Raw genomic sequence first — 19891 nt, forward strand, 5'->3', positions numbered from 1 at the left:
GATGAAAAATAATCTAAAAGTACAACGTGCCATAAAGGATTTAACACAGGAGGACTTGGCAAAGCTATTAGGAGTTTCTAGGCAAACGATTAATTCTATTGAAAAAAACCGTTATGTACCTTCCACAGTTTTGGCTTTAAAACTTTCTAAGGTTTTTGAAATTTCCGTGAACGACATTTTTGAGTTGGAAATCGAAGACTAAAATAAAAAAGCCGAAACATTTGTTTCGGCTTTTTAAGTACTCGAGGCGGGAGTATAATCTACGCAATTTCAAGCAATCAAGCATCTTGATTATAAGGAGCAATTAAAACGATTGATTTCAGAAAAGACCGATTATCTGCAAGATTATAATATGCTTAATCAAGATTTCTTTGGAGTCCCTTTTTACCAACATTTGGTATTTACTCATTAATTAAGTCGAGAACTTTGTCCATGGGTTCAACAATTGAATATCCTGAATTAGAAAATTCTGTATTTACTATATTGAATTGCTTATTAGTCCAACGTTCAGCATATGGGATAAATGCCACAACAATTCCAACTATATTAAATCTATTCCCCCTTCCCCTACTTGAATTAAAAACCGGTCCACCACTATTTCCAGGAAAAGAAGGACAATCAATCACAAGTGTTTTTTTTTCTGAGTATTTGCCAGCCACAATACCTTTTCTGAGTAAAGGGACCTCAAAATTATATTGATTTAGAGCAACCAAATTTAAAGATTCGGGATAACCAATAATCCAACTTTCCGAACCATAATTAATCTCATCAAATTTTTTCAACCATGTGTAATAAACAACCTCTGGTCCAAATTTCCCTAGAGGCAGTTTAATTACATCGGGATGTTGAATTTTATTTTCTTTGAGGTCACCTATCTTAACAACCAAAATATCGTCCTTTTCATTGAACCTGACATATTTTGAATCTTGTACGAGTACTTCTAAGTTAATCTCGACTTTACTTTTCTCTTTGAAAGACTGTTCCTTACCAAAGAACTCGATATTAAATTTTCTAAAAATGGGAACTGTTCTTTTCCCTATCCTTGTCAATAAGACGTGTTTAGCAGTGACAAGATAAAGGGCAGTAGAATCTTGATAAAAGAAACCTGAACCAATTGGCCTGCCTTTTTCATTACTCAACTTAACTGCTAATTTCAATCCCTCCTCCTTCAAACCCTGTATTTGAGCATTCAAATTATTGGAACCAAAAATCAAAAAGAAAATAATTATTAAAAGTCTCATGTTCAGCAAAAATAGCCTTAAATAAATCTATCTAAAAACCCGAAAATTACAAAAAACTTTCAGATTACAACTCTTTTACAAGTTCCATAACCTAGTACCTTTTTTGAATAGAATTAAATTTAAAGAACTGAGAATCGGCTTTCCATCACTAAAAGGAGAATTGTTTGGAGAATGTTCGGAAAGTATTAAATTAAATTGCGCAAACAACTATAATTTTGTTGATTAAGTCTTTGTGTAAGTGTGGATGACGGGAGTTTGGAGATTCAATCATAAATCGAAATCAGATAATTTCTAAACACATTATGTGCTTATTGAAAATGGTTTTGATAAATATGGCAATTTTCTTACTTGCAAGGAAAATGCAAGGAAAATGCAAGGAAATGAAAGAAAAAAACCCCATAAACGCTATGCTTACGGAGTTTTTCTGTACTCTAGGCGGGAATTAGCTTCGCTGAGTCCCACCCAAACCTTTTGAAAATGAAAAACCAATTCTACATGAATTGGTTTGTTTGTTATAAAATTTCACTTAAACAAGTTTAACTCATTTTATTCCATAAAAAAACCAAGGTATAACCTTGGTTTTTCATTTATTGGTACTCGAGGCGGGACTTGAACCCGCACGGACTAATGTCCATTGGATTTTAAGTCCAATGGGTTTATCTGTAATTTGATATAATATTTCTCATAATCAATTGATTACAAATGATTTAATATTTTATGATATTGAAGAATATCACTTAATATCGATAAATGTTGTACCTATGTTGTACCTAAAACTTATATCTTTATGATATAAAACTATAGGAATGGCTTCTAAAGCTAAGATTACAATACGTAAAAAACCAAATAAAGCGGGGCTGTATCCATTAGTGATTCGTATCACAAAAAATAGAAAATCTACCTACATCTATATTGGACATTATATTGAATTAAAACATTGGGATGAGAAAAATAGGGAGGTGAGAAAATCGCATCCCAACTCAAATCAATTGAATACGCTTTTGCTTTCGAAACTTACGGAGGCAAATGGAAAATTGATGGAACTACAGTCTAATTCTAAAGATGTTTCCGCAAATCAAGTAAAGAAGCAAATTGTTTCAAGCAACAAGTTTGGTAATTTTTATGATGTTGCGAGTAATTATTTGATAGAACTGGAGAATGATAAAAAACTTACAAGAGTTTCAGCGGATAGGGTTCGTGTAAATCACTTATTGAATTTTGCCAAATCCAAGCAATTAACTTTTCAAGAAATAGACGAATCTTTCTTAAGGCAATTTCAAACTTATTTAAAAAATGAAAAAGGTTTATCCGAAAGATCAGTTATTAATAATTTGGTAGTAATACGCACTATTTATAATCGGGCTATAAAAAACGGGGTTGCTAAACGACAACTTTACCCTTTTGGTTCAGATAAAATTAGAATTAGATTTCCAGAAACAGATAAAATAGGGCTAACCATTTCAGAAGTTCAAAAGTTAGAATCAATAGAAAATTTATCTTCACAGCAGCGACATGCACTTAATGTATGGTTGTTTAGCTTTTACCTTGCGGGTATTAGAGTCAGTGATGTGTTATTGATTAAATGGAGTGATATTTTTGATGGGCGATTACACTATCGTATGGGTAAAAACTCAAAATTACTATCATTACTTCTTCCAGAAAAAGTACTCCCTATTTTAGATTCTTATAAAATACTTAAAAGCAATGATAGTGATTTCGTGTTTCCTGAAATGAAAAAAGCTAATCTTAAAGATGCTAAAGATGTCTTTAGAAAATCAAAAACAGCAATTAAAAAGTTTAATAAATATCTTAAAGAGATAGCACAGAAAACTGAAATAAGTAAAAAACTGACTATGCATATTGCTCGTCACAGCTTCGGTAATATTGCAGGCAGTAGAATTCCCATTCAGATGTTACAGAAACTTTATCGTCATTCTACTATAACTACAACAATGATGTATCAAGCAAACTTCATGAATGATGAAAAGGATGACGCTCTTGAAAAAGTTGTGAACTTTTAAATCTTAGAAAAATCTAACCCCAAATTCTTACCCTTAACTTTTGCGAATGGTTCCTGTTGAAATTTTGTAGTGTCCAGATAGGTAAGCGTAAATCAAAAATTCAATAGGTCGCAACCAACCTGCTTTTTTAACAATGAAAAACTTCTTTTTAAGTATTGCTTTGCAATAGGTTCGGAGAAGCAAGAGGATAACCTGCTAGCGCAGGTTATTTTTATAAGTATCTCATTTTTAGGTATTTAATTTTAAGAGTAAAAAGATTTTTTAGTAAAAAACTATATAATACACTGATTATCAATTCATTTTTTAGTAAAAAGGGGATTTTGAGACTAAATAGGAGTGCCCTATTTCGATGTCATAAAATTGCTAATCTCTCGGAAACGCAATACCATCGAAACAGGATCCAGCACTAAGTTTTTTTGGTAAGCTTTGGGCTTGCAGCGCGAAACATAGTTTCGCTCGCTGTTGATTAGTAAAGAAAACTCTTATTAGACAAAAAGCACTTAAACAGCCAAAAAAATCAGCTTCAGCTGAATGTGCTCTAACGGTTTTGTGTATGATTTCGTTGCGTGTTTAAGCAACTAAATTAGCAAATACAAACCGAATAGAAAATCCGCGAGGATTTTCGTAAGTAGGTAAGTACCAGCAATGAATTATACGCGTTGTTGTAGCCCGTTCTCAATTTATTTATTCCTCAAATAGTCCAGATATTGCTAATTGTCTTGCAATCATTGGCATTAGATTTTCGGTCATTTTCTCATCATGTGTTCCGAAAAAAGCAATTACTAAATCTCTACTTGGCGATATGTACAATCCTTGTCCGCCAATGCCTGCTTTAAAAAAGTCTCCTTCTTGAGTAACATGGTCCCATTGATAGGTATTATGCTTTATTATTGTCTTATCTTTAAACAAGTTTGGCCAATATCCATTAGCATATATTTCTGGTCTACCTCCATGTTGGATTTTTTCAAGGTAATTGTCAGAAATAATATCGTATGGTGCTTGCCTTCCAGATGGCGTAAATAATAAACCAAACCTCCCCAAATCTCTTAAATTTGAATTAACTCCAAGTGGTGTGGCAGCATGAGCCTGTGTTCCAGTTAACATTAAAGCATCTGATTCAGCTCCCATTTTTTGCCATATTTCAGTAGCCATCATATCACTAAAAGATTTTCCTGACACCCTCTCGATTAACCATCCCAAGAGCCAGGTATTAACTGAAGTATAATCCATTTTTTTTCCGTTTGGCTCATACTTTTCCATTGTTTTTAACAACTCAACTGGATTGTCAAGGGCATTATCGAGATTAGGAAATCCAAATCCAGCCATGAATTTTTGAAAGCAAGTTTCAGGATTATAATATGCGCCTTCTTCTTTTTCTCGACAATTGATACCTGAACTCATATCCAAAATATCAACAACTGGAATTCCTTCCCATCCAGAATTTTTGAGTTCTGGCATATAATGTTCTATAGGTTTTGATACATCAATCATACCTCTATCCTCCAATATTGCAATCAAAGTTGAGACGAAAGTTTTTGAAACAGAGAAGTAGATGTGTTTGTCTTTTGGCAACATCCGAGGATATTCTTCAAATACTATTTGTCCCTTATGGATAATGATTACTCCGTCAGTTGGTGAGTTATAGACATAATCATGAAGGGCTTTTTTTTGGCTATCGATAGTGACTAAATGATTAGAAACCTCTTTTCTTAAATGGATGGGTAATTCTCTGATAGTATCTCCTCTGGTGATTACTGTATGAGGGAAAAATTCAGAATAATGAAGATATAAATATCGAGACATCTCACCACCACCAATAAACATACTATTTTCAAATTCCTGATGAAATTTTCTTGATTCTTCTAGGGTAAAATCTTCATATTCCTGACCATAGGTAGTAGTCGTAAGACAAATTAAAAGGATGAAGTAAATTCTATTTCGAAATATTTCCATTTTATTCTGTTGGGTTTTTTAATGGGCTACAACGGTCTAGGCTATGATTTCGTTGTGGAATCATCCACAGGATTATTCCGCTTAGAAATCAGCCGTTTGATTTATACTTTTATTTTGATGTGGCACAAGACCACAATGAATTATAGCCGTTGTTGTATGCTGCCTATTGATCTAGCTTCATTTTGTATAAATATTCCAAGTTCATAGGATAAAAACTCCCTAGCCACCAATCTTCATATTTATTCAAAATAGTTTTTGTTTTCAATTCTTCAAGACCTTCTTCTCTTTCTATTGTTTGTTCTACAACAACCTCTAAATCTTCAACATAATTAGTCATTATTGATAACAATTCTTTACCTCCAATATTTCCATGTCCAGGTACAATCTTATCAATTTCCATTTCTTTTAGACTTCTTAGACTATTTTTTAATTGTTTTGAATTTCCATCTGCTAAAAAGGGATGAAATTTATTAAATATAACATCTCCTGAAAATAATATCTTTTCTTTCGGTAAATACATTACTAAATCACTTACAGTATGGCTTGAATCTAATTCTATCAAAATCACGTCTTTGGAGATGCCGTTTATTCTCTTTTCTTTTTCTACAAAGTTATTTGGCAACCGAGTCTTTATTTTTTCATAACTCACAGATAACTCTTCAAAGTAAGGCTTCATCATTTTCAACTCTAAATAACCTCTAGAGGTGGTATCTCCATTATACTTTTTCATTTGATTTTCAAAGTATTCAAATCGCGCTTTGGCATATACTTTTTCTGCCATTATTGATTCGGGCTCTTCATTCTCTATTTTTTCTTTTGTCTTTTTTGTAGCAATAATCTCTACATCTGAATCAAAAGATTGATTACCTCTTATGTGGTCATTATGACCATGACTGTTAACAACATATTTGATCGGAGATAAATCTAATTTTTTTACGACTTCAATCAACTCTTTTGCTGCTTCTGGGGATAAAAAAGAGTCGAATATTATGGTTTCATTTCCATTATCTACTATGCCCGAGTTACAAATAGCTTTTCCACCAAATTTGTGTATACAGGCATAAACTCCTTCTGCCAACTTTATGAGGTCAAAATTTTCAATATTTATATCCTTTTCGACTCTTTTTTCACAACTAATAAAAAAAAATACTATTAATACAATTAGATTTATTCTTTTCATTTGTGTTCTAATTTTTGGTTGCATACAACGGTCTTGTGTATGATTAGTGGCGTGTTTAAGCACCTAATTCAGCAAATAAAAACCGAATAGAAAATCCGCGAGGATTTTCGTAAGTAGGCGAGAACTAGCCATTAATTATAAACGTTGTTGGTAGTTCGTTGTTTTATTCCAATTAATCAGTTATGTATCTTTTTGGAATTGGTTGGCCACTTTTTTCAATATCCCATATTATCGAGCTAATTAACCATTTTCCATTCACATTTAAGACCTGAAAACTGTTAACACCTCTTTCTCCAATTTCTTCGGCTCCATTAAATTTAGTGGCATAAGCACTAATACGATGTCCGATTTTGCCAAAATATTCGGTTTTACCTCCCAATTCTACTTCATCAAAAGCAGTTAATTCACCGGCAAAATTACCAGCTTTGAATTCTTCAATAAATTCATCAATGTAGTAGGAATTCAAGCTATCCTCCCGAAAATTAATCAAGGTAGCTTTAGGCGTAAAAAGGGATTTCATAGCTACATAATCTGGCGTTGTTCCTTTCTCAAAAGTAATGACTTTATAGGCATCAGTTACTAGTTGGTTAATGGCTTGCTCTGTTTCTGAAATTATCGTTTCCTTCTCGGTCTTTGTTTCTTTTGATACTGAATTATTTGGATTTTGATTACAAGAGTATAGTCCTACAAGTAATAGACATAAAAAGAATTTAAAATTTTTCATAAAAAATAGTTTAAAGTTTGAATTTAAGTAAAGTCTTGGTTATTCAGAATATTATCATATAAATGCATTTCCGTTTCAATGACTATCAACGGTCTCGGCTCGTATGTTTGTTATTGATGATGAAGATACTATAATTATCAAAATATTTTCTAAGCTAAAGCTTTAGCTTAGAAAGCAATTAACAAGCTTAAATAGGAGGGACATCGAGGTCTCGGCTAGATGCATTGAATGATATCGTTTCATAGGTTTTCGGCCCTTCTATAATCTTCTTGGAATCTGAACAGTACCTAGATCCTATTTATAGAGGTCGAATCAAATGCGAGCAAAGATGATACAGGGGATTTTAGCTTTAAAAATGATAAAATGGAAAAGCGGTTAAAACAAAGTTTGGGAATCGATGTTTCAAAATTGAACTTATCATTGTCCCTTGGATTTCTAACGGATAAGCTGGTCAAGGAATTCAATTCCCATCCAGATGTACCCAATGATATATTGGGTTATAAAGAGCTTTTGAACTGGCTAAAGGGTTCGGTTGACCCTAGCGTGGAACTATTGGTCGTCATGGAAGCTACTGGGGTCTATCACCAAGGTATAGCCCATTATCTGTATGATAATGGTTATAATGTTTGTGTGATGCAGTCCGGTCGTGTAAAGCGTTATGCTCAGAGTTTGGATCAACGCTCTAAGACCGATGCCCTGGATAGTAGGATGCTCAGTATGCTTGGTCTGGAAAGGTCTATTCGTCTTTGGAACCCACCAAGTAAGGCACTTCAAGCATTAAAGGCATTGAGCAGGGAACGTAGCTCTTTGTTAAAGGACAGGACGATAGAGAATAATCGCCAGGGAGCCATTGCATCTAGTGTTTATAGCAATGCCAAAGCTTTAAAGAGACACAAGAACAGATTAAAACTTCTCAACGCACAGATAGAAATGATAGAATCGGAGATGAAAGGGCTTATTTCACAAAACGAAGAGTTGGAAAGGAAGATTGGTTTTATGATGAGTATACCGGGTATTTCCTTCATATCGGCTGCTACGGTCGTTGGAGAGACCTTAGGTTTTGAATCGATAACCAACGCAAAACAACTGGCCGGCTATGCCGGTTATGATGTTGTATTGCGAGAGTCCGGTAATTTCAAAGGAAAAACAAGAATCAGTAAAAAGGGGAACAGTCATATCAGAGCAGCGCTACATATGCCATCGATGACCTGTGTGCGCTGTAACCCAACACTGAAACAATTCTATAATAGACTGAAGCCTAAAAAAGCGAAGCCATTAGTGGCCTTGGTAGCGGTTCAGAGAAAGCTATTGATATTGATGTACACCCTATGGAAGAACGAAGAAGTTTATGATGCCGAGTTTGAAATAAAAAAGCAGCAAAAGCATGAAGCCCTTGCTGCGCGGGATAACAAATTGATTACTCAACTTGTTTCCTAATATTTTAAAGAAAAAACTTGTTTTTTGACACAGTACCTATGATTTCGTTGCGGAGAATGTCCGAAGGACCTTTCCGTATGAAATCCAGCCGACTTATTTGTTTAAAGGTTTCAAGTTAACGAAAAGTAGCAATGAATTATAGCCAATGTTGTAGGTAGTTTTATTTATCCCGTAAATAGATTTTAAGCCTTAAACTTCGTGAGTATTGATCGATATACAGGGTAGATTCAACACTCAAGCCATTATTTGACAACCATTTATTTTTATATCTCCTATTTTCTATATTTAAACTATTTGTGGGTGGGCCAAGTGATAAGTTTAAATATTTGTTTAGAAATTCATATTTAGACCTATAATCATCGTTCATGTTTTTGTAATCTCTGGATCGCCATCCATTAACCCGTCTTTGGCGCCATTTAAAGACAACAAATTTTAATTTTCTATCTTTTTTTGAAAAAAAATAACCTACTTCCCTACTTAGATAAGGACACTCGGTTAGTTTGAATACTAATATGTCCTTTATTTTTTTTGGTTTAACATGTTCTCCAATTTTTCTGCCATTGTTGTCAACAATGTTAAGTTGATCTCCCCAACCCCACGAGGATTTTGAAATTGAATTTATAGAATCCTCATACTTTTTAATTTTATCTACTGCTGACTTTTCTTGATTGTTAATTAACTCAGATAAAAAAGTTAATTGATCATTCAAAAGGATGTTCCCCTGATTGATATTTAAAGCGCTATAACATGTTGTATCCAATTCCATTTGAGGCTCTGTCTGCCCAAGTGCAATCTGTTTGAAGCTTGCGAACTTGATAGCATGAATATAGTCTTGCCAAACTTCAATACTCGGATATTCCGAGTGTAGCGGTAGAGTTGATGTCTTTTTGAATTTATTTCTCCCCTTTAGGTCAATAAAGAGGTTATACTGTAAGGGATCTTTCCTTCCACTTTTCAAAACAAGTAAAGTGCTCTCCTTGTTGCCGAATGTTCCGACTGCAAAGATTCCTTGAATTTCATTGACCTCTAGAGAGTCATCAAGGATAGACTGGGCTTTACCGGAATTCAGTTCATCATTGAAGGGAACCTTAGAAATAATTTCATATGAAAAACCGGACGACCCTTTCTTTATTAGTTTGATTCGGAATTTGGTATTGATCTCAATTGGGTTGACATTCATCAATTCTTGGGCATTTGAGAACGATGAAAAAACAAGAAGAACGAGAACAAAAAAGACGTTTTTCATATTATCTAATTACCTACAACGGTCTCGGCTATGAGTAGTTGCGTGGGTTAGCACTTAACTTTGCAAGTACACACCAAACTGAAAATCCGCGAGGATTTTCAGAAGTAGGCGAGAAAAAGCAATTACTTATAGCATCTATGAAAAAGCAGTAAGTCGAGTATCTTAAAGGTTAGCAAAAAACTTAAGATATGGACACTCAAATTACTGCAACACCTAAGTTATACATTGGCATTGACATCCACAAACGGAGCTGGAAGGTACATTGTGCCACTGATATCGGAATGGGCAAGACCTTTTCCATGGTTCCGGACGCTTATCAATTGGAGAGCTACGTGAACAAGTACTATGGTGGCCACCATGTCAGCACTGTCTATGAGGCGGGCTGCTGCGGTTATTCCGCCCACCGTTGTTTTGAGTCCTATGGTTGGGATTCAATGGTAGTGAACCCGGCGGATGTTTTCCGCCGTGGCAAGGAGCGCCATACCAAGACCGATAGCATAGATGCGCAACTATTGGCAAGGGAGCTCAAGGACGGCAGGTTGGCCGGTATCGAGGTACCGGATCCCAAGCGTGAGCAGCTTCGCAGCCTGTTCCGAAGGAGGAACGACCTTGTGAAGGACATGCGCCAGATAAAGAGCTACATCAAGATGCAGTTGCTCTATTATGGTATCAAGGTGCCCGAACAGTACGACAACGACCACTGGAGCCATGGTTTCAGGCATTGGTTGGATGCCCTGGACTTTGAGTTCCAAACGGGCAAGGAGTCATTGGAGAGCCGCATGCGGAGCTTTAGGTTCATCGACCGGGAGTTCAGGGACGTTTCCACACAACTGCGCAAATGGACCAAGAAACATTACAAAGAAGATTATATGCTCCTGCGCAGTATCCCGGGAATCGGCCCCATAGTTGCCAGTGGCATCTTGAGCGAGCTGGGGGACCTGCGAAGGTTCAGGAACATCAAACAGCTGGCGGGCTATGTTGGTCTCTCCCCTGGCATTTACCAAAGCGGGGACACTCTAAAACATACGGGAATGGCCATGCGTGCGCACCGTTTGGTGCGCAGTTATTTCATTGAGGCATCATGGCAGGCGATACGTGCCGACCCCATTATGCAGCGGTATTACAGGAAACACCAAGGAAAGAACGTTAAAAAAGTAATCGTTAAAGTGGCCAGAAAGCTATTGAGCCGGACATTGGCCGTTATCAAAACAAGGACGCCCTATGAAATAGGGGTAGTAGAATAAAAACAATGATAGCCAAGCTCATTTAAAGGCAAACGTTCAAAGCACATAACAATGTAGGTGAGGCCCGTATTCAGGTCATCACATCGGTTAGCAAGTGATTGAACGTATTATAGCTTATAATCATACAGATGCTGGTGACGACTTTAAAGACGATCACATATAGGATGCTGAGCAAGTTATACTAAAAAGAAAAAAGTGGTTTAAGATAAAAATTACATATTAACTATCTTTGGGACACTGGACTATGGCTTTTCATAGGAGCCATTGTTGTGGGTAGTTTTTTAATTCATTATTTGCCAAACGATTCCAACTATTGTTGCTATTCCAACAATTAAAGCTATAATAACGTTTGCCTTTGACCAATTCGATTCTTTTTCCTCTTTTCCGTTATTGAGAGTTTGTTTTCCAATCTTCGATTTTTTGTTAATTATCATGTTTCCATTATTGATAATTGTCTCTTTTGCACCTTTCTTTACATTCACACCTTGTTCTTTTAAATAGTCCATAAATTTATTGCCTTTCTTTTCGAACCAATTTAGAAATTCAGGAATATTGTTTTTGTCGAAATCGGGAACAATTTGAATATCTCCATCTTCAATTGCAAAGTCTCCATCTTTAAATTGTAAATCAAAATTTTGAGTCTCTTTAAACCAGCTTTTAAAATGCTTTCTTACCGATGACTTGTCTAAATTGATAAGTCCTTTCTCTATTATCATATCAAGAAAAAAATCCGCTTCGTCAGCTCTTTTTTCAAGTCGCTTGTCCAAATATTTTTTCCATTCATTTTCATCAAATAATGGGTTTCTTTTCATTTCATTTTCTTCATCAACAAGAAGTCTGACTTCGTTAATAAGTGATTTTATTAAACTTTTTAAGTCAAACATTCCTTTTTTCCACGCTGATTTGGTGTGTTCTCTGTCAGTCGTAACTATTTTCATTCCACCAATCTTTGTGTCAAAATCTATTTTATTCCAAGGTTGTATGTAATCTTGTCTACCTGGAAATTTGACGTTGATAAAGGCTGCAACTTCTTTTAAAATGTCATCTAACTTCTGATAAGTGTCTAGAAGTAAATCTTTATCATTTTGGGTTAATTCATAACCTAAAGGTGCTGCTCTTAAATGCAGAATATCGGGAAGGTTTTCAGTCCGTTCCAATAATGATTTTAATATGTTTAAATCTTTCTCGGTCATTCAGTTAAATTACCCACAACGGTCTAGTATAACCGTCAGTTACGGGTTAATATGCGTTAATTTTCGGTTTGGCACAGACTTTAGCAATTCCGAGTGGATTCGGACGTAGTCGAATCCGCCGTAATTGCGGTTAGCATCTATGAAAAAGCAGTAAGTCGAGTATCTTAAAGGTTAGCAAAAAACTTAAGATATGGACACTCAAATTACTGCAACACCTAAGTTATACATTGGCATTGACATCCACAAACGGAGCTGGAAGGTACATTGTGCCACTGATATCGGAATGGGCAAGACCTTTTCCATGGTTCCGGACGCTTATCAATTGGAGAGCTACGTGAACAAGTACTATGGTGGCCACCATGTCAGCACTGTCTATGAGGCGGGCTGCTGCGGTTATTCCGCCCACCGTTGTTTTGAGTCCTATGGTTGGGATTCAATGGTAGTGAACCCGGCGGATGTTTTCCGCCGTGGCAAGGAGCGCCATACCAAGACCGATAGCATAGATGCGCAACTATTGGCAAGGGAGCTCAAGGACGGCAGGTTGGCCGGTATCGAGGTACCGGATCCCAAGCGTGAGCAGCTTCGCAGCCTGTTCCGAAGGAGGAACGACCTTGTGAAGGACATGCGCCAGATAAAGAGCTACATCAAGATGCAGTTGCTCTATTATGGTATCAAGGTGCCCGAACAGTACGACAACGACCACTGGAGCCATGGTTTCAGGCATTGGTTGGATGCCCTGGACTTTGAGTTCCAAACGGGCAAGGAGTCATTGGAGAGCCGCATGCGGAGCTTTAGGTTCATCGACCGGGAGTTCAGGGACGTTTCCACACAACTGCGCAAATGGACCAAGAAACATTACAAAGAAGATTATATGCTCCTGCGCAGTATCCCGGGAATCGGCCCCATAGTTGCCAGTGGCATCTTGAGCGAGCTGGGGGACCTGCGAAGGTTCAGGAACATCAAACAGCTGGCGGGCTATGTTGGTCTCTCCCCTGGCATTTACCAAAGCGGGGACACTCTAAAACATACGGGAATGGCCATGCGTGCGCACCGTTTGGTGCGCAGTTATTTCATTGAGGCATCATGGCAGGCGATACGTGCCGACCCCATTATGCAGCGGTATTACAGGAAACACCAAGGAAAGAACGTTAAAAAAGTAATCGTTAAAGTGGCCAGAAAGCTATTGAGCCGGACATTGGCCGTTATCAAAACAAGGACGCCCTATGAAATAGGGGTAGTAGAATAAAAACAATGATAGCCAAGCTCATTTAAAGGCAAACGTTCAAAGCACATAACAATGTAGGTGAGGCCCGTATTCAGGTCATCACATCGGTTAGCAAGTGATTGAACGTATTATAGCTTATAATCATACAGATGCTGGTGACGACTTTAAAGACGATCACATATAGGATGCTGAGCAAGTTATACTAAAAAGAAAAAAGTGGTTTAAGATAAAAATTACATATTAACTATCTTTGGGACACTGGACTATGGCTTTTCATAGGATACATTGTTACCCACTGGCTTTTAATCCTAAATTGTTTTTCATTTCCTCAACTGAAATGTATGGATTTTCAGCTACTATACTCATTATTTGTCCAAAATTAGCACTAGTAAATATCTCCATTTGTTTATCAAGCATTTCTTTCGTTTCTGGGCTATTTAGTTCTTTTTCGAACTCTTCCAAAGTCGGTTTTTCTTGATTTTCAGGAATTAAAGTCATCATAAAGTCATAATAGTTTTCAATTAACTCTTTTTTAGTTTCCTCTAGGTCGTTTTCTATATGCTTATTGATTTTTTTCTTTATTCTTCTGGATGTTTTATATCCCAAATGTTTTGAAATTGAGATTAAATATTCTTCAATTTCTTCGATAGTTTCTTTAATGTAAGTTTCGGATATTTTTTTATTTAAGTCGTTTTGGTTTTTAGCGTTTAAAAATGGTAAAATGAAGTTATTTTTAATTTCGTCAAATCTATTTCCAATTCCACTCAATTCATAATAAGTAATTGGGTCATATTCTTTTAGTAAGCTTATTGAATTCTCTAATTCTTTAAAAGATTTGTCATTTAAGGATTTAGAACTTAATAAAATATGAGGTATAATTTTAAATGGTATTGGTAAGTCCGTTTTGTTTAAGTCAGAAAAATTCTCAAGTTTTCCTAAATAATTCCAAACATCCAATAAATTTGATATTACGATATTTAGCTTTTTAACTTTTTCAATATCGACATCTTTATTTTTTCCTTTAACAGTAATAAAGTATGTTAAAAAAGATGCAATTACTGGACTTAAATATGTCCAAATGTTATCGAATATCTCCATTTATTTGATTCAGTTTTTCAGCTTGTGGGTAACGGTTGGGCTAAGGTTCGTTGCGGTGATTCGTCCGAAGGACAATCCAGCCGAACCTAAAGATAGCTTTTTGCGCGTGATTTCCGTTTAGGAAATCCGCAAGCAATGAATTTTAGCCTTTGTTGTGTTTAGTTTTTTATGCGTTTTCGTATTCCGTTCGAGCTGGCGGGAACACTATTTTAATCCGACTGATTATTTCTGTCCTATTTTGAGCCCATTTTGGGTAACCAGTCCATTCATCTTCGGTTTTGAAGTAAATAACATGACTTATTTTGCCTAGAAGTAATTCTCCGTCTACTTCTATAGATTTCCATTCTCCGTCAACTTTTTGAGAGTAAACAATTCCATCCCTTCCTCTTTTAGATACTTTCCAGCCCTGTTTTCCTTCTTTTCTCTTTTTAATTTGTCCATAAATCGCAAAAAGAATAATGATTCCAAAAATCAGAATGATGACTAAAACGTAAATATTTATTTTTTCGATAATTTTCCTTTTTTGAAATTAAACACAACGTAAGGATATAGATCATATGATCTATATATCTTATATATGTGGAACTAAGATAAGAGATCTTTTATGCCTTTGAAGGAGGATTCGGCGACGTGAGTGTAGATTTCGGTTGTTTTGGTCGAGCTGTGACCTAATAACAATTGAATGTGCCTTATGTCTGTACCACCTTCTAATAAGTGGGTAGCAAAGCTATGCCTGAGCATATGGGGCGTCACTTTTTTATAAATACCTGCTCTTTTAGCGGCCATAGAGATAAGTTTTAATACACTGGATGCCGAATAGGCGTTCTGTCCGGGTCCCTCAAAAAGAAAATTCTTGGGCGTATATTCCTTGTAATATTTACGTAGGTCATCCAATAGGGTAGGGCTTAAAACCGTCATTCTGTCTTTATTGCCCTTAGCTGCCCGTATGGTAATCAGCATCCTTTTACTGTCTATATCACCCAATTTTAGGTTTAACAGTTCACTTCTACGTAGACCGGCAGAATATAATAGAGAAACAATACAACGGTGTTTCTGATTATTTGTATTTTCTATCAAACTAAGGATTTCTTCTTTCGAGAGTACCTTTGGCAATTTTTTTGTTTGATAGGCCGTTCAATGTTATAGAACCTATTCGGCATTCCCATAACCACTTCAAAATAGAACTTAATGCTGTTTACTGCCTGGTTTAGATAGGAGCTTGAGCGCCCTTCTCTTGAAAGTTTTTGCAGGTAAAGCCTTATCTCGTTTTCGGTTATTGCTTGGGGCTTAATGTTCCGATAATGGTTAATGAAGGTTTCGAAATGGTGAACATAGGTCTTTACCGTATTGTCAGCATATTTTCTTAGTTCCAATTTGTCTAGATATTCCTTAGGACATCTTTTGAATCCTTCTTCGAGTTCTCTTGTTCTATACCAGGAAATATTCTTGGGTTTTTCCGAATTGAGCCCGACCTTATTCTCGAAAAAATAGTTTCCATTAATCCATACCTCGCCGCGAAAAGTACTGATGAGAACTCCAAGGTTGACTTTACTGTTCATGATATGGTACATACCAAATTCCTCATTCCAAACAACAGCGGGTAATTTTTCAACAAGAGCTTGAATCACTTTGTCAGATTTAAACTGGAGTCCAATGTGTTTTCTGCCATCGATTAGTAAATGCCTTAGGGTAATGCTCCTTCCTTTGAACATGATTTTTTTTTTACAATATCAACAAAGAAAATGATATAGTCGTATCTTAATCGAATATTGTTCGAATAGCATTCGACTAACTTTCAAATTTGATGAGAATACAAAAGAAATGTCTGTATTGTAACAAGCAGCTAGAAGGTCGAACGGATAAAAAGTACTGTAATCTACATTGTAAAAGTGCTTACCAATACAAAAAGCAAAAAGAAGAGCCTGAACGTTTTTACAATAAGGTGGATAACCAATTGAAGTTGAATCGGAAGCTCCTAAAGGAATATAATAAAGCAGGCAAATCTGTAATCAGAGCCAAAATTCTTTTAGATTTTGATTCCAATTTTTTTACTCACTACTGGAAGAACCAAAAAGGAGAGGTTTATCTATTTGTTTATGAATACGGGTTTTTAAAAAAAATTGAAGGTGGAAAAGAGAAGTTTATTTTAGTTACTTGGCAAGATTATATGGCCAAGAATCTAAAGAACACCAAATTGAGTTAACTAAAATGTTAAAGTCTGAAGATACAGAATTGTTGTACCTATGTTGTACCTGAAATAAAAAAGCCAAGACTTAAATCTTGGCTTTCCCTTTGTACTCGAGGCGGGACTTGAACCCGCACGGACTAATGTCCATTGGATTTTAAGTCCAACGTGTCTACCAATTCCACCACTCGAGCTTGCCTGCCTATGGCATGGCCTGATAATTGGTATCAGAATAAAAAAACTCCACCCACGGTGAGAGAGCGGAGTTGAAATTGAGCGAAAAACGGGATTTGAACCCGCGACCTCCACCTTGGCAAGGTGATGCTCTACCAGCTGAGCTATTTTCGCATTTTAATGAACGTGCACTTTCATAAGTGCGGATGCAAATTTAATACAATTCTTGAAATCTAAAAGAATTTTTAAATGAAAAGATAAAACTTCTTAGCACCTACTTTTTTTAAGAACTTGCCTTTTTCTTTTTACTGAGTAGGCGTTTAATTTCGTTAAGTTTCATCAAAGCTTCAACAGGGGTTAAGGTATCAATATCTAAATGAAGAATTTCCTCTTTTATTTCTTCCAGCAAGGGATCATCAAGATTAAAGAAACTTAATTGCATTTCGTTTTGAGCAGTTTCTAAATTAGCGGCTAATTCTTCACTTGAATGTGATTTTTCAAGTTTTTTCAGCATCTTGGTGGCTTTTTGAACTACCTGCTGTGGCATTCCGGCCATTTTTGCTACATGTATTCCAAAACTGTGTTCACTGCCCCCTGCAACAAGTTTTCTTAGAAAAAGTACGTTATCTTTTAACTCTTTGACCGATACATTATAGTTCTTAATTCGAACAAAGGTATTGGTCATTTCATTAAGTTCATGATAATGTGTCGCAAAAAGTGTTTTGGCTCGAGAGGGGTGTTCGTGAAGGTATTCAGATATCGCCCAAGCAATTGAAATACCGTCATAGGTGCTTGTTCCACGCCCTATTTCATCTAAAAGTACCAAACTGCGTTCTGACAGGTTGTTAAGAATTGAGGCAGTTTCGTTCATTTCTACCATAAAGGTAGATTCACCCATCGAGATATTATCACTAGCGCCCACTCGTGTAAATATTTTGTCCACTACCCCTATTTTTGCCGAAGCTGCAGGTACAAAGCTCCCCATTTGTGCTAATAAGACAATCAAGGCCGTTTGTCTTAAGATTGCAGATTTACCACTCATGTTTGGCCCGGTAATCATAATAATTTGCTGGTCTTCCCTATTTAAAAAAACATCATTGGTAATATAACTTTCACCTAAAGGAAGTTGTTTTTCTATAACCGGGTGGCGACCCTCTTTAATTTCTAGCGCAGTGCCATCGTTAATTTCAGGTAGTGAGTAATTGTTATCTTTTGCCAATTGGGCAAAACCACAAAGACAATCTAATTGTGCAATTAATTGTGCATTTTGCTGCACTTCTACAATATGTGCTTGCATCCAAACTAATAATTGCTCAAAAAGTTGCTGCTCTAAACTAAAAATACGCTCCTCGGCACCTAGTATTTTGGCTTCGTATTCCTTTAGTTCTTCGGTGATATAGCGCTCTGCGTTTACCAAAGTTTGTTTGCGGATCCAAGTTTCCGGTACTTTGTCTTTATGTGCGTTCCGTACCTCAATATAATATCCAAAAACGTTGTTTGAAGCAATTTTTAATGAAGTGATACCGGTAGCTTCGGTTTCACGTTCCAACATTTTGTTCAAATAGTCTTTACCCGAAAATGCCAAACCTCTCAACTCATCTAACTCTTCTGAATACCCTTTGGCGATGGTATTTCCTTTGGCAATGTTTATCGGAGCTTCTTCATTGAGCATTTCCTTTATTTTGCTCCTTAGTTCTTCGCAAGAAAATAACTTATGTCCAATTTCTTGAAGTGAGACATTCGAGCTTTCTTTTGCCAACTGTTTTATAGGCACAACGGCCTCCAAAGAATTTTTAAGCTGGACGACTTCCCTGGGGTTAATTTTGCCAGTAGCGACTTTTGAAATTAAACGTTCCAAATCGCCCATTTGCTTGATCCAGTGCTGTATTTTTTGCAGCTGCGTCTCCTCTTCTTTTAAATAAGAGACAACCTGATGGCGTTGTTGTATTTTTTCAGCATTTTTCAATGGAAGTGCCAGCCATCTCTTTAATAGACGACCACCCATGGGTGAAATGGTCTTATCAATAATTGCCAATAAGGTAACGGCATTAAGATTGGTAGACTGGTACAGTTCTAGATTACGTATGGTAAAACGGTCCATCCAGATATATTCTTCTTCCGCAATGCGCTGTAGGGTGTTGATATGTTGTAGTTGGCGATGCTGGGTTTCAGAGAGATAGTGTAAAATTGCCCCTGAAGCGATAATACCGTGTTGCAAATGTGATACGCCAAAACCTTGAAGTGTTTTGGTCTTAAAGTGTTGGGTTAAACTTTCATTGGCATAATCTTCCTGAAAAATCCAATCTTCGAGAAAAAAGGAATGCAGCTGACTGCCAAAAAGCTCTAAAAACTCCTTTTTATGTGCCTTGGAGACAAGAATTTCATTGGGACTAAAATTTTGGAGCAATTTATCAATTTGCTCTGCAGATCCTTCCGAAGTTAAAAACTCCCCAGTGGAAATATCCAAAAATGAAACCCCCAATTTTGTTCTACCAAAATGTACCGATGCCAAAAAATTATTGCTTTTGGCGTTCAAAATATCATCGTTTAAAGCAACACCAGGCGTCACCAATTCTGTAACACCGCGTTTGACAATACTTTTGGTTTGTTTCGGGTCTTCCAATTGGTCGCAAATGGCTACGCGCTGACCAGCCTTTACCAGTTTTGGTAAATACGTGTTTAAAGAATGGTGCGGAAAACCGGCAAGTTCTGTTTTATCACCCCCATTATTACGATGGGTTAAAACAATGCCTAGTATTTGCGCAGCCTTTATGGCATCTTCACCAAAAGTCTCGTAAAAATCACCCACACGAAAAAGCAGAAGCGCATCAGGATGTTTGGTCTTGATAGTATTGTACTGCTGCATTAAAGGGGTAACCTTTTTTGTTTTCGTTGAACTCGCCAATTCTAAAAGTTTAATTTTACCGAAAATAGGAACTTCGAAATGTTTCTTAAACCATTGTTGATATT

Annotated in this window: 16 protein-coding genes and 2 tRNA genes; 6 read left to right on the plus strand and 12 right to left on the minus strand. The window is 36.3% G+C overall.

What is annotated here, in order from left to right:
• Nucleotide 1 precedes the first annotated feature (1 nt).
• The gene (locus ACZ1GR_RS13465; RefSeq protein ID WP_472609457.1) at nucleotides 2–202 is read left to right on the plus strand and encodes a helix-turn-helix transcriptional regulator; all 201 of its coding nucleotides are present in this window, start codon (nucleotides 2–4) and stop codon (nucleotides 200–202) included.
• Between the two features lie 199 nt (nucleotides 203–401).
• Here the strand turns inward: ACZ1GR_RS13465 and ACZ1GR_RS13470 are convergent, their stop codons facing one another.
• Entirely contained in the window at nucleotides 402–1172 is a 771-nt protein-coding gene (locus ACZ1GR_RS13470; RefSeq protein WP_472609458.1) for a S1 family peptidase, read from the minus strand.
• Nucleotides 1173–2047: 875 nt separating this feature from the next.
• Between ACZ1GR_RS13470 and ACZ1GR_RS13475 the strand changes: the two genes are divergently transcribed.
• Nucleotides 2048–3262: a phage integrase SAM-like domain-containing protein gene (locus ACZ1GR_RS13475; RefSeq protein WP_472609459.1), complete on the plus strand. Its 1215-nt coding sequence runs from the start codon at nucleotides 2048–2050 to the stop codon at nucleotides 3260–3262.
• Between the two features lie 684 nt (nucleotides 3263–3946).
• Here ACZ1GR_RS13475 and ACZ1GR_RS13480 read toward each other — a convergent pair.
• The 3 genes from ACZ1GR_RS13480 to ACZ1GR_RS13490 all read right to left on the minus strand — a co-directional run bounded on the left by ACZ1GR_RS13480 (nucleotide 3947) and on the right by ACZ1GR_RS13490 (nucleotide 7119).
• Nucleotides 3947–5215, minus strand: a complete 1269-nt coding sequence (locus ACZ1GR_RS13480) for a serine hydrolase domain-containing protein (RefSeq protein ID WP_472609460.1) — start codon at nucleotides 5213–5215, stop codon at nucleotides 3947–3949.
• A 163-nt stretch (nucleotides 5216–5378) separates the two neighbouring features.
• On the minus strand, nucleotides 5379–6395 hold the full coding sequence (locus ACZ1GR_RS13485; RefSeq protein WP_472609461.1) for an MBL fold metallo-hydrolase: 1017 nt from the start codon (nucleotides 6393–6395) through the stop codon (nucleotides 5379–5381).
• A gap of 172 nt (nucleotides 6396–6567) precedes the next feature.
• The gene (locus ACZ1GR_RS13490; protein WP_472609462.1) at nucleotides 6568–7119 is read right to left on the minus strand and encodes a hypothetical protein; all 552 of its coding nucleotides are present in this window, start codon (nucleotides 7117–7119) and stop codon (nucleotides 6568–6570) included.
• A 363-nt stretch (nucleotides 7120–7482) separates the two neighbouring features.
• Here ACZ1GR_RS13490 and ACZ1GR_RS13495 point away from each other — a divergent pair, with 363 nt between their 5' ends.
• Entirely contained in the window at nucleotides 7483–8556 is a 1074-nt protein-coding gene (locus tag ACZ1GR_RS13495; RefSeq protein ID WP_472609463.1) for an IS110 family RNA-guided transposase, read from the plus strand.
• Between the two features lie 160 nt (nucleotides 8557–8716).
• Here the strand turns inward: ACZ1GR_RS13495 and ACZ1GR_RS13500 are convergent, their stop codons facing one another.
• The gene (locus ACZ1GR_RS13500) at nucleotides 8717–9802 is read right to left on the minus strand and encodes a hypothetical protein (protein WP_472609464.1); all 1086 of its coding nucleotides are present in this window, start codon (nucleotides 9800–9802) and stop codon (nucleotides 8717–8719) included.
• 188 nt (nucleotides 9803–9990) lie between these two features.
• Here ACZ1GR_RS13500 and ACZ1GR_RS13505 point away from each other — a divergent pair, with 188 nt between their 5' ends.
• On the plus strand, nucleotides 9991–11046 hold the full coding sequence (locus ACZ1GR_RS13505) for an IS110 family RNA-guided transposase (RefSeq protein WP_472608679.1): 1056 nt from the start codon (nucleotides 9991–9993) through the stop codon (nucleotides 11044–11046).
• A gap of 281 nt (nucleotides 11047–11327) precedes the next feature.
• Here ACZ1GR_RS13505 and ACZ1GR_RS13510 read toward each other — a convergent pair whose 3' ends face one another.
• Nucleotides 11328–12239: a hypothetical protein gene (locus ACZ1GR_RS13510; protein WP_472609465.1), complete on the minus strand. Its 912-nt coding sequence runs from the start codon at nucleotides 12237–12239 to the stop codon at nucleotides 11328–11330.
• A 190-nt stretch (nucleotides 12240–12429) separates the two neighbouring features.
• Here ACZ1GR_RS13510 and ACZ1GR_RS13515 point away from each other — a divergent pair, with 190 nt between their 5' ends.
• Nucleotides 12430–13485, plus strand: coding sequence for an IS110 family RNA-guided transposase (locus ACZ1GR_RS13515; RefSeq protein ID WP_472608679.1), 1056 nt, complete (start codon nucleotides 12430–12432; stop codon nucleotides 13483–13485).
• A 267-nt stretch (nucleotides 13486–13752) separates the two neighbouring features.
• Here the strand turns inward: ACZ1GR_RS13515 and ACZ1GR_RS13520 are convergent, their stop codons facing one another.
• The 3 genes from ACZ1GR_RS13520 to ACZ1GR_RS13530 all read right to left on the minus strand — a co-directional run bounded on the left by ACZ1GR_RS13520 (nucleotide 13753) and on the right by ACZ1GR_RS13530 (nucleotide 16274).
• Nucleotides 13753–14562 (minus strand): hypothetical protein, encoded by an 810-nt coding sequence (locus ACZ1GR_RS13520; protein ID WP_472609466.1) that lies wholly within the window; start codon nucleotides 14560–14562, stop codon nucleotides 13753–13755.
• Nucleotides 14563–15147: 585 nt separating this feature from the next.
• Entirely contained in the window at nucleotides 15148–15675 is a 528-nt protein-coding gene (locus tag ACZ1GR_RS13525) for a tyrosine-type recombinase/integrase (protein ID WP_472609467.1), read from the minus strand.
• Nucleotides 15636–16274 carry a phage integrase N-terminal SAM-like domain-containing protein gene (locus tag ACZ1GR_RS13530; RefSeq protein WP_472609468.1) on the minus strand — a complete coding sequence of 213 codons (639 nt, stop codon included), beginning with the start codon at nucleotides 16272–16274 and terminating at the stop codon, nucleotides 15636–15638. The genes ACZ1GR_RS13525 and ACZ1GR_RS13530 overlap by 40 nt, the downstream gene beginning before the upstream one ends.
• A 92-nt stretch (nucleotides 16275–16366) precedes the next feature.
• On the opposite strand from ACZ1GR_RS13530, the gene ACZ1GR_RS13535 reads away from it, so the two are divergent.
• A complete protein-coding gene (locus ACZ1GR_RS13535) occupies nucleotides 16367–16765 on the plus strand; it encodes a hypothetical protein (RefSeq protein ID WP_472609469.1) in 399 nt (132 codons plus the stop codon).
• Nucleotides 16766–16857: 92 nt separating this feature from the next.
• Here ACZ1GR_RS13535 and ACZ1GR_RS13540 read toward each other — a convergent pair.
• From ACZ1GR_RS13540 to mutS, 3 genes are all read right to left on the minus strand, one after another.
• Nucleotides 16858–16941 (minus strand) — tRNA-Leu (locus ACZ1GR_RS13540).
• 81 nt (nucleotides 16942–17022) lie between these two features.
• Nucleotides 17023–17095: transfer RNA gene (locus tag ACZ1GR_RS13545), tRNA-Gly, on the minus strand.
• A gap of 109 nt (nucleotides 17096–17204) precedes the next feature.
• Nucleotides 17205–19787, minus strand: coding sequence for a DNA mismatch repair protein MutS (gene mutS, locus ACZ1GR_RS13550; protein ID WP_472611819.1), 2583 nt, complete (start codon nucleotides 19785–19787; stop codon nucleotides 17205–17207).
• Nucleotides 19788–19891: the final 104 nt, after the last annotated feature.

The sequence above is a fragment of the Croceitalea sp. W27 genome, from assembly GCF_055693185.1.

Bases quoted from the DNA above. Each gene is read 5' to 3' on its own strand.
- ACZ1GR_RS13510 (WP_472609465.1), bottom strand. From the start codon at position 12,239: ATGACCGAGAAAGATTTAAACATATTAAAATCATTATTGGAACGGACT.
- ACZ1GR_RS13495 (WP_472609463.1), top strand. From the start codon at position 7,483: ATGGAAAAGCGGTTAAAACAAAGTTTGGGAATCGATGTTTCAAAATTG.
- ACZ1GR_RS13490 (WP_472609462.1), bottom strand. From the start codon at position 7,119: ATGAAAAATTTTAAATTCTTTTTATGTCTATTACTTGTAGGACTATAC.
- ACZ1GR_RS13475 (WP_472609459.1), top strand. From the start codon at position 2,048: ATGGCTTCTAAAGCTAAGATTACAATACGTAAAAAACCAAATAAAGCG.
- ACZ1GR_RS13530 (WP_472609468.1), bottom strand. From the start codon at position 16,274: ATGTTCAAAGGAAGGAGCATTACCCTAAGGCATTTACTAATCGATGGC.
- ACZ1GR_RS13515 (WP_472608679.1), top strand. From the start codon at position 12,430: ATGGACACTCAAATTACTGCAACACCTAAGTTATACATTGGCATTGAC.
- ACZ1GR_RS13500 (WP_472609464.1), bottom strand. From the start codon at position 9,802: ATGAAAAACGTCTTTTTTGTTCTCGTTCTTCTTGTTTTTTCATCGTTC.
- ACZ1GR_RS13480 (WP_472609460.1), bottom strand. From the start codon at position 5,215: ATGGAAATATTTCGAAATAGAATTTACTTCATCCTTTTAATTTGTCTT.
- mutS (WP_472611819.1), bottom strand. From the start codon at position 19,787: ATGCAGCAGTACAATACTATCAAGACCAAACATCCTGATGCGCTTCTG.
- ACZ1GR_RS13520 (WP_472609466.1), bottom strand. From the start codon at position 14,562: ATGGAGATATTCGATAACATTTGGACATATTTAAGTCCAGTAATTGCA.
- ACZ1GR_RS13485 (WP_472609461.1), bottom strand. From the start codon at position 6,395: ATGAAAAGAATAAATCTAATTGTATTAATAGTATTTTTTTTTATTAGT.
- ACZ1GR_RS13505 (WP_472608679.1), top strand. From the start codon at position 9,991: ATGGACACTCAAATTACTGCAACACCTAAGTTATACATTGGCATTGAC.
- ACZ1GR_RS13535 (WP_472609469.1), top strand. From the start codon at position 16,367: ATGAGAATACAAAAGAAATGTCTGTATTGTAACAAGCAGCTAGAAGGT.
- ACZ1GR_RS13465 (WP_472609457.1), top strand. From the start codon at position 2: ATGAAAAATAATCTAAAAGTACAACGTGCCATAAAGGATTTAACACAG.